3 protein-coding genes are annotated in these 7673 nt (G+C 61.1%); all 3 read right to left on the reverse strand.

Annotated elements, in window-relative coordinates; all coding sequences use genetic code 11:
* Positions 1-196: 196 nt before the first annotated feature.
* Positions 197-1267: a fimbrial protein gene (locus tag AC07XM_RS30710; RefSeq protein ID WP_060518435.1), complete on the reverse strand. Its 1071-nt coding sequence runs from the start codon at positions 1265-1267 to the stop codon at positions 197-199.
* 32 nt (positions 1268-1299) lie between these two features.
* Positions 1300-3810: a fimbria/pilus outer membrane usher protein gene (locus AC07XM_RS30715; RefSeq protein WP_102690278.1), complete on the reverse strand. Its 2511-nt coding sequence runs from the start codon at positions 3808-3810 to the stop codon at positions 1300-1302.
* Between the two features lie 240 nt (positions 3811-4050).
* On the reverse strand, positions 4051-7548 hold the full coding sequence (locus AC07XM_RS30720; RefSeq protein WP_146024570.1) for an RHS repeat-associated core domain-containing protein: 3498 nt from the start codon (positions 7546-7548) through the stop codon (positions 4051-4053).
* Positions 7549-7673: the final 125 nt, after the last annotated feature.

Genomic DNA, 7673 nt, shown 5'->3' on the forward strand with positions numbered 1-7673 from the left:
GGGAATAGCTCAGTTGGTAGAGCACGACCTTGCCAAGGTCGGGGTCGCGAGTTCGAGTCTCGTTTCCCGCTCCAAATCGAAAAACGAAGAAAGGGACGAAAGTCCCTTTCTTCGTTTTGTGCGTCTGTTTTTCATCCCGCAGAGCGGTCTGCTGTTCGTGCAACGGACCGAACTGGCCCGTTGCTCCCTCTCGACCTTACTTGTAATAGATCGTGAAACTGAGTGCGCTCTTGGCGTCCCCGCTCGTGACCACGGGTGCCACCTTTACGTAGCGGGCGCTGAAGTCGATGCGTATGTCGTCGGGGTCGGGGGAAATCTGGGCCATTTCCAGTTCCTGGCCAAGTGCGGCGGGTGTCTCGCCGTCGGCTCGAAGCACTTGTACGCCAATCCCGGACGCGCTGTTAGGGTCGGGTGTCAGGCTGAACAGGCCCTTGTCGGCATCGATCACGGTTGCGCCCTTGGCCACCTCCAACTTGACGTAAACCCCTGCCTTGCCCCCGGTGCACTTGGTCAGGTTGATATGGAATGGCCTCGGGCTGGTGCCCGAACCTTCGTCGTTGAAGGTTTCCAGCTTGTGTTCGCCGAGGTCTACCGAGGTGTCGCTGACCACGTCGGCTCGCAATGAGCATTCGGCCTGGGTCACTGTCCCGTGCAAATTGGCCCTCAGCACCCTGCCCACGTCTGTGTAATTGCCGGTGAAAATCTCCTCTCCGAGAAAGTACTGCGGCCCCGAATCTATGTCGCCTGTCTTGATGACCGTGATGAGGGTGTCCAGGTAGTTTGTGGTAATCGGCAGCCCTGCCGGCTGGTCCTGGTACCCCTTGTAGGGAATGGAAACTGGGGTCAGCGGTATCCAGCGAGTCTGGTTTCCACCAGCGTACTGTTGTCCGAGTCCCACGTGTATGCCGATGCCCGGGATGTTGGTTTCGAGCACCCGATCGGTTTCAATTCCCGGGATAACGGGCAGAGGCCCCGGGAAGAGCTTCATGGAGTTGAGCAGGTTGACTTCGGCATATTCGCCCGCCACCGGCACCGAGCAGAGGAGGATGTCGCCGGTGGCGTTCGGCGTCCTCATCTGGCTGGCGGTGCGGATGACCGTACCGACCGGTGCATCGCGCGGTACAAAGAGGGGCTCCAGATGAATGTCGTACAGCAGTTCGCCGCTCGGAGCGTCTTTCCAGTAGCAGAGGGCAAGCGCGTTGCTGCTGGCGAACAGGCTTGTCAACGCCAGGGGCAGGATCGCGCGGCGGATGAATGAAGCGTTCATGGTGATGGTTTCCAGTGCCGGGTGGGCGAGGGTCAAGTCGTGGGGCAATTCAGCGTCTGTTGGTGGTAGCCCTGGGTTTGCTCCATGCTGGCGGGCTCGATCTGCAGCTGACATTGCTCATCATTGGCTTCGCCCCAGCGCACGTGCAGCGTCTGGGGTTTGTCTTCCACAGCCAGCAAGGCCTGGCCGGCCTGGCCGACCACGCCCAGCGACGTGCCGCTGATATCGTTGACCTGGGTGCCGAAAGGCATTGGTCTGCCGTTGGCCTGGAACAGGGTGAGGATCAGCCGGCTGACCTTGCGCGCCTGGAATTCGGCCAGCACGATCGCGCCGCGGCGCGGTATCAGGTGCTGGGCGCCGTTGTCGATGTGCACTTGTGGGCCGAGGTCATCGGTGTTCAGTTCGAGCAAGTTGCTGCGGTACGGCCGCAGGTACGGCACCACCATGTGGCCGCTGCTGTCGCTGCGGCTTTCAGGGTTGTTCTTCACGCCAACCCCGGCAACATCGGGCACGTGTACCAAGGCATTGGTTTCGCCAAGATAGCGGCCAAGGGTCAAGCCGCTTTCGTGCAGCAACAGGCTGCCGCTGGCGTTGAGCGACAACGTACGGTAATCGTCACTCTGCGTGTAGCCGGCGCCAAGGCTGGCGTTGGCTCCCCGATAGTTGGCGGAGAAAGCGGATGTCTGGTTGCGCCGTGCGTCGCGGCTGGTCGAGGCAAGGTAGCTGAGACGGCGGTCCATTGCGCTGCTGGAAAAACTGGCCCGCTGGCTGTGTTCGCCGTTATGTGACTGAAGGCTGATGTTGGCGCTGGAGGCGCGACCGAAGCCTAGGGGTAGCGAAACGCTCAAGCCAAACATGCGGTCATTTTGGCTGCGCTCGTTCAGGGACTGTGAGGCGTACAGGTTGTAGGAGACATTGTGCCAGCTGGTGCTGAGCTGCAGTTGGTACTGACGCAACTGCTGGCCGCTTTGCCAGTAGTCGTCCTGGGTCATGGTAAAGCTGAGTGAGCTGCGGCTGCCCAGGCGCTGGTGGGCAGAGGCTTCCAGGCGGCTGCGACGGCTCCCCCGGTACGCGCTATAGGCATTGCGTTCGCGCACGGCCTCGTCGTAGTCGCGGTAGCCTTCGGTAGAGTAGCGGTAGCCGGCGAAGCGCAGGTTGGTGCCGGTGTCGAATGCCTTGCCGTAGCGGGCGGCGAAGCTGTGCCCGTGAACCTGGCCCAAGGTGTTGCCCAGGTCGGTCTCGGCGCGGGTTACATCAAGCGACAGCGCGCCGAGTGTGCCTAGGTCGCGAGCGGCGCCCACGGTGGCTGCGCGGTAGTAGTCGCCACCTTGCACGCCGCCGTACAGGGTGGTGTTCAAGCTGGTGCCGCGGGCCAGTGTCGCCTGCCACAGGAGCGGCGCGTCGAGGTCTTCGGCACCGTTGTAGCGGCCGAAGGTGGCACTGTAGCGCCATACGCCTTCGCGCAGCAGGTTGCTCAGGCTGGAATAGGGCTGGATGAAGCGCCTGACCTGACCGTCGGCTTCAGTCAGGACGATTTCCAGTTCACCACTGCCGCCGCCCACGGCGAGGTCATCAATTTCGTAAGGGCCTGGGGCCACATAGGTGGTGTAGATAGGGTAGCCGTTGTGCAGCACTTCGAGCTTGGCGCGGGTCTGTGCCACGCCACGGATGATCGGTGCGTAGTTTTGCATCACATCGGGCAGCATGCCCAGCTCGGAGGCCAGCTGCAGGCCCTTGAACGGCTGGCTGCGGAACACGTCACTGTTGCTGAAGGTTTCGCCCAGGGTCAAGGTGCCGAAGCTGCCGGGCAGGTCGCGCTGGGCATAGGTGTTGGTGTGGGTCCAGCGCCGGCTGCCGTGTTCGTCCTCCCGCAGCGACTGGCTGCTGCGCAAGCGCCAGGGGCCGAGGTTGAGGCCGCTGCTGAGGTTCAGGTCCTGGCTGCTCTGGCTGCCACCGTGCGCCAGGCTGCGCATTTGTGCCGAGGCCTGGTAGTTGATAAAGGCGGCATTTATGCCGTAGTCCCACTGCTCGGCGCTGGGCATGCGCCCCGCTTGCCGGATCATGAATGCCTGGGGGATGGACAGCTCCAGGCGCAGCCGCCCGCTGTCGAGCTTGGTCGTGGCGCCAGGGGCGAGGGCTTCGAGGTCGATGCAGCTGTCATCGTCGGGCAGCGGCTGTGCCAGGCTTTGTTCACGCAGGCCGGCCTGGCGTAGCAGGGTGGCGTTCAGGCAGGGGCGCAGGGTGCGGTGGCCGTCGATTTTTTGCAGGCGTACATCTTGCTCGGCCAGGAACACCAGGTTTACCCAAACCTCAAGGCGGTAGCGGCCAGGGGCGAGTGGGGTTTCGGCAGCCAGGGCCTGAAGTGCTAGGGCACCGGCGTCGGCGGGCTGGTCGGGGGCTTGGCGCATGAAACTGGCGTCGAATTGTGGGGAGGCGCTCGCCGGGCGTTGCGGGGCAATCAGCAAGCTTCCTGAACCAAGCGCCACGAGCGTCGTAATCCGCAGGCGCGATAACAGTAGCCTGCGCGTGGGGGGCAGGAGCATGATCTTATCCTTGACAAGGGCGTGTCGATGCGGTCCGGTCAGACCACGTGGGCCAGGTAGTGAGGCGCGATTATGTTGCGCACTACTGAGTTACGAGGGGCACGATAGGGAATGCGTGCGCGGGGATATGTAGGATATATCTGCATGATCTGATGAACTTGTCATCAGAACGATTTTGAGGGGAAATGAATCGGGACCGCTTTGCGGCCCCGAAATGCTGGTAGTTCTGTTAGTTATGATTTAATAAAGCAAGTCGAATCCACTTTGATTATGTATGTTGCTGCGTGTAGGATCGCCCGATAAACGGCCTTGTACGTTTTCTTCGCGTTGTCGCCCAACCTGCTTTGCACTCTTAAGCATTTGACGCACGTACATCCCTTGCAGCCAGTTTGACGACCCCGAGGGTGTCTCAGCTGTTTGAGTTGCCTGACCTGCCTGACCTGCCTGACCTGCCTGACCTGCCTGACCTGCTTGAGGTGCCTGACCTGCTTGAGGTGCCGCAGGTGCCGCAGATGCCGGAACCGGTGGTGAATTAGTCGGCCCGTGCATTGCGCCTATCTGCGAGTCTGAGCTTGCCGCTGCCACTTCAGGCGATTCTGTCAAATTTGTTCTACTGGCTGGGTTTGGTAGTTTGCTCCCTGGCGCTGAAGGCCGGTTCGCCTTCCACTGCTTGTACGTCCCGCCCCCCCCACTAAATATCAAGGGCGTAGCGGCACCCAGGAAGAAACCCCCTATGCTGTTCCACATCATGGCTTTCTTTGGATCTTCCTCCTTGGCTGCTAACGCCGTTGCCGTGATGCCCATGCCCAGGGCCACAACCCCAAGAAGCAGCGCACCCGCAGGGGGGAGAATTGCAGTCAGTACAACGCCGACCATCAAGCCTACAACCCCCGCAATGACCGGCAAGATCGCCCCCCAAATGCTTGGCTTCTCGGGTTCCGGCAGCGGGTCCTGGTAGGGCGGTTTCGGATCCCTGCTCGGTACTGGCGAGGACCTGTGGCCAGTTGGGTCGCGCCAGTTCACCGGGTCACCCAGGGCGTACAGGTAGGGGTTCACGCCGACCTCTTCCTGGGCCAGCGAGTCTGGGCTGTGGAAGCGCATCAGCCCGGGGTTGTAAGCCCGGTAACCGCGCCCTAGCAGGTACCAGTCGAGCTGCTGTTCTCGCACTTCACCATTGAACGCCAGCAGACTCTGCAGTGTGTCATCGTCACCGCGTTCGCCATACAGGCTCAAGTACGCTTCGTTGACCCCGGCGGCCCCATACTCGGCAGTGACCGAGGCGGTATTGTCGGTCAGCAGCAGGCGCGTATTCTGTGGTTTGGTCGGGTTCTGAAGCCCAAGCGGATGAGCGCCGCCGTGCAGGTAGTCCACCCGCTCTGTGTCCTGGCTCACCGTGCTGAGGCGGTAGTCTTCGTAGCGGCGCAGTTGTTCGGTATCTCCACCCTGGGTAACGCCCACCAGATGATTGTGCCCATCGTAGCGGTAACGCACGAGGGCAGCAGTGCCATCGCTGGTAGACACCTGCTTCAGGCGCCCGAAGTCATCGTACTCGAGCCGGCGTCCCCACTCATCGTTGGTCTGGTTGCCGTCATCGTCATAATAGATCGCCTGCGCTACCGGGTAATCCGGCTGCAGTGAATGAGTCAGCTCGCGCAACTGGAATATGTCGTGGACGTTGGCTGTGCTTGCATTGCCATAGCTGAAGCGGGCTTGGTCGTCTCTGCCGTCACTGAACATGGTGTTGCAGCGTGTGAGGTTGTTGAAGGCGTCGAAGCGGAACGTCTGGCTCACGATAGAGCGTCCGGCCCGGTTACGCGGCAGGTAGGTCTCGGCGTCGTTCTCGTCCTCAACCGTGTAGGTGACCTTGTCCAGCCGGTTCAATGCATCGTAGCGGAATGTTTCGAGCAGGCGCTGCTGGCCGTCTCGCAGTGTCGCCCGGCTATGCAACAGGTCGTCGTCTCTCCACACCAGTTTCATCGTTCGCGTGCTGCCGCCATCGAGGGTCACGCTGCGTTCGCATTCACGTCCCAGGTCGTCGTAGACAACGGCGCTGATGCTCTGCCGTTTGCTGGTGCGGTCAACGGTGGTGGTGGTGTGCAGGCGACCGTCGTCGTCATAGGTGAAAGTGGCGGTGAGGTTGCCTTGTGTCGTGGACTCAAGCCGTCCCTTGTCATCGTATTCGTAACGGGTCAACGGGCCGTCGCTGCTGCTGCGGGTGAGCGGGCGACCCTGCAGCGACGCTAGATGCTCGATGAAATAGCTTCCCGCCGATTGCTTGTCCGTCCAGGTTTCCTTCAGCAGGTAGCCTTGGTCGGTATACTCATAGTCCCGAGTACCCGCGCCGTTGCCAGCCGAAGTGATCGCTGCGTCGGGCCTTGTGTAACCGAAGATGGACTCTTCGTTGGCGGCTGTTGCACCCTTGGGGGTCATTGTGATCGAGACGGGCTGGTGGGACAGCTCCGGTGTGTAAGCATATTTGAGGATGCGCCCCGATTGCTTCTCATGTTCATCGACCAGTGTCATTTGGCCTTGATAGCGGAAGCTTTCTGTCCTGTTGCCGACCGTTAGATGGGTGAGCCGTTCCAGGCCATCGAACGTACGCTTACAGATGATGGTGCCTGCCTCGCCTTCGGTTGGCGCAAGCTCCAGTTCGGTGGTGAGCTCATTGATGCTATGGCTGGCGAAGCGGCGTAGCAGGCTGCTGCCATCCGGGCGCTCGGTGCTGGCCATGCGGTTCCACACGTCGTAGCTGAACCTTGTGGTCTGCTCCAGTGGCGCTGCATCCTTGTCCAGTGGGTCACGCAGTTGCTGCACCTGGCGCACGCAGCGGCCGCCACCGTCATAATGGTAGCGCGTGCTGCCCACCATCTGGCCGCTCAGGTCCAGGCGCCGGTCTTCGAGCGGTTTGTCGAAACGGTTGAATTCAGTGCTGACGCACTGCCGCCGCATGCGTGGTCTGGCTTCTGTGAAGCGCTCCTGCCACTGCTGGACAATGAACCCTTCCTTGCCGAAGGGCGAGCGTTCAGTGCATGCCACCACGCCGTCTGGCATCAGGTTGCTGGTGCGGTTGCCCCAGCCGTCGTAGCCGAAGGTACTGGTGAGGGTGCGTGTCTCGCTCTCCAGGTAATCGTAGCTGGTCTGCGACTCGACACGGCCTGCGCTGTCGTAGTGCGTGGTTTGCACATCGTGCCAGGTGCGCTTACCGGTTTTCTCATCCTCGGTTTCTCGTTCTTCGCGGATAGCTCGATTGTAACCATCGAACCATGTTCGGCTGACCACCCCGTTTACATCCTTTACCGTTTGGTTTGGCTTTGCGCCAAGCTCATAGGTGTATCTACGGACTGCTTCATGAGATGTTCCGGGCGCGATGGTTTCGACCGTCAGGCGGTTGAGGGCATCGTAGTGGTAGTGAGTTTCAACCTTGTTGAAATCCTGGGCGCGGTGCAGCAGGCCGGTATGGATCGACACGGCACGGGCAACCGCCCGTTCCGCCAGGTCATGACCTTTGAAGGTCTCGCGCACCTGCAGCAACGTCTTTTGCTGGTTGTCATCGTTGATCAGCGAATGGAAAAACGTTGAAGTCGCAGTTTTTTCCCTGTCAGGGTCGCTCAAGTCTTTCAGTGTCACCGTCTGTTGGTCCAGGCGGCCATGCAGGAAAGCATTGTGCTCGCTCTCCTTGAGGAAGCGGCTTGTGGTGGTGCGCAAGACCTTCTCACCCTCGTCGTCTACCTGCAACACGTCTTCGCCACCAGTCGCTAGGAAGCCCTTGGCCGCACTTGCCCCACTCAGCGCTGGCAGGTGCTGGTAACGGAAACGGGTGCGCAGGGTCTGCGCCTGGCCTTCGCCGGTGGTGGCCGGGTGCA

The sequence above is a fragment of the Pseudomonas sp. GW460-LB5 genome (genome assembly GCF_059423245.1).

Excerpts from the sequence above, each read along its gene's own strand:
- AC07XM_RS30710 (WP_060518435.1), bottom strand. The coding sequence starts at position 1,267 with ATGAACGCTTCATTCATCCGCCGCGCGATCCTGCCCCTGGCGTTGACA.
- AC07XM_RS30715 (WP_102690278.1), bottom strand. The coding sequence starts at position 3,810 with ATGCTCCTGCCCCCCACGCGCAGGCTACTGTTATCGCGCCTGCGGATT.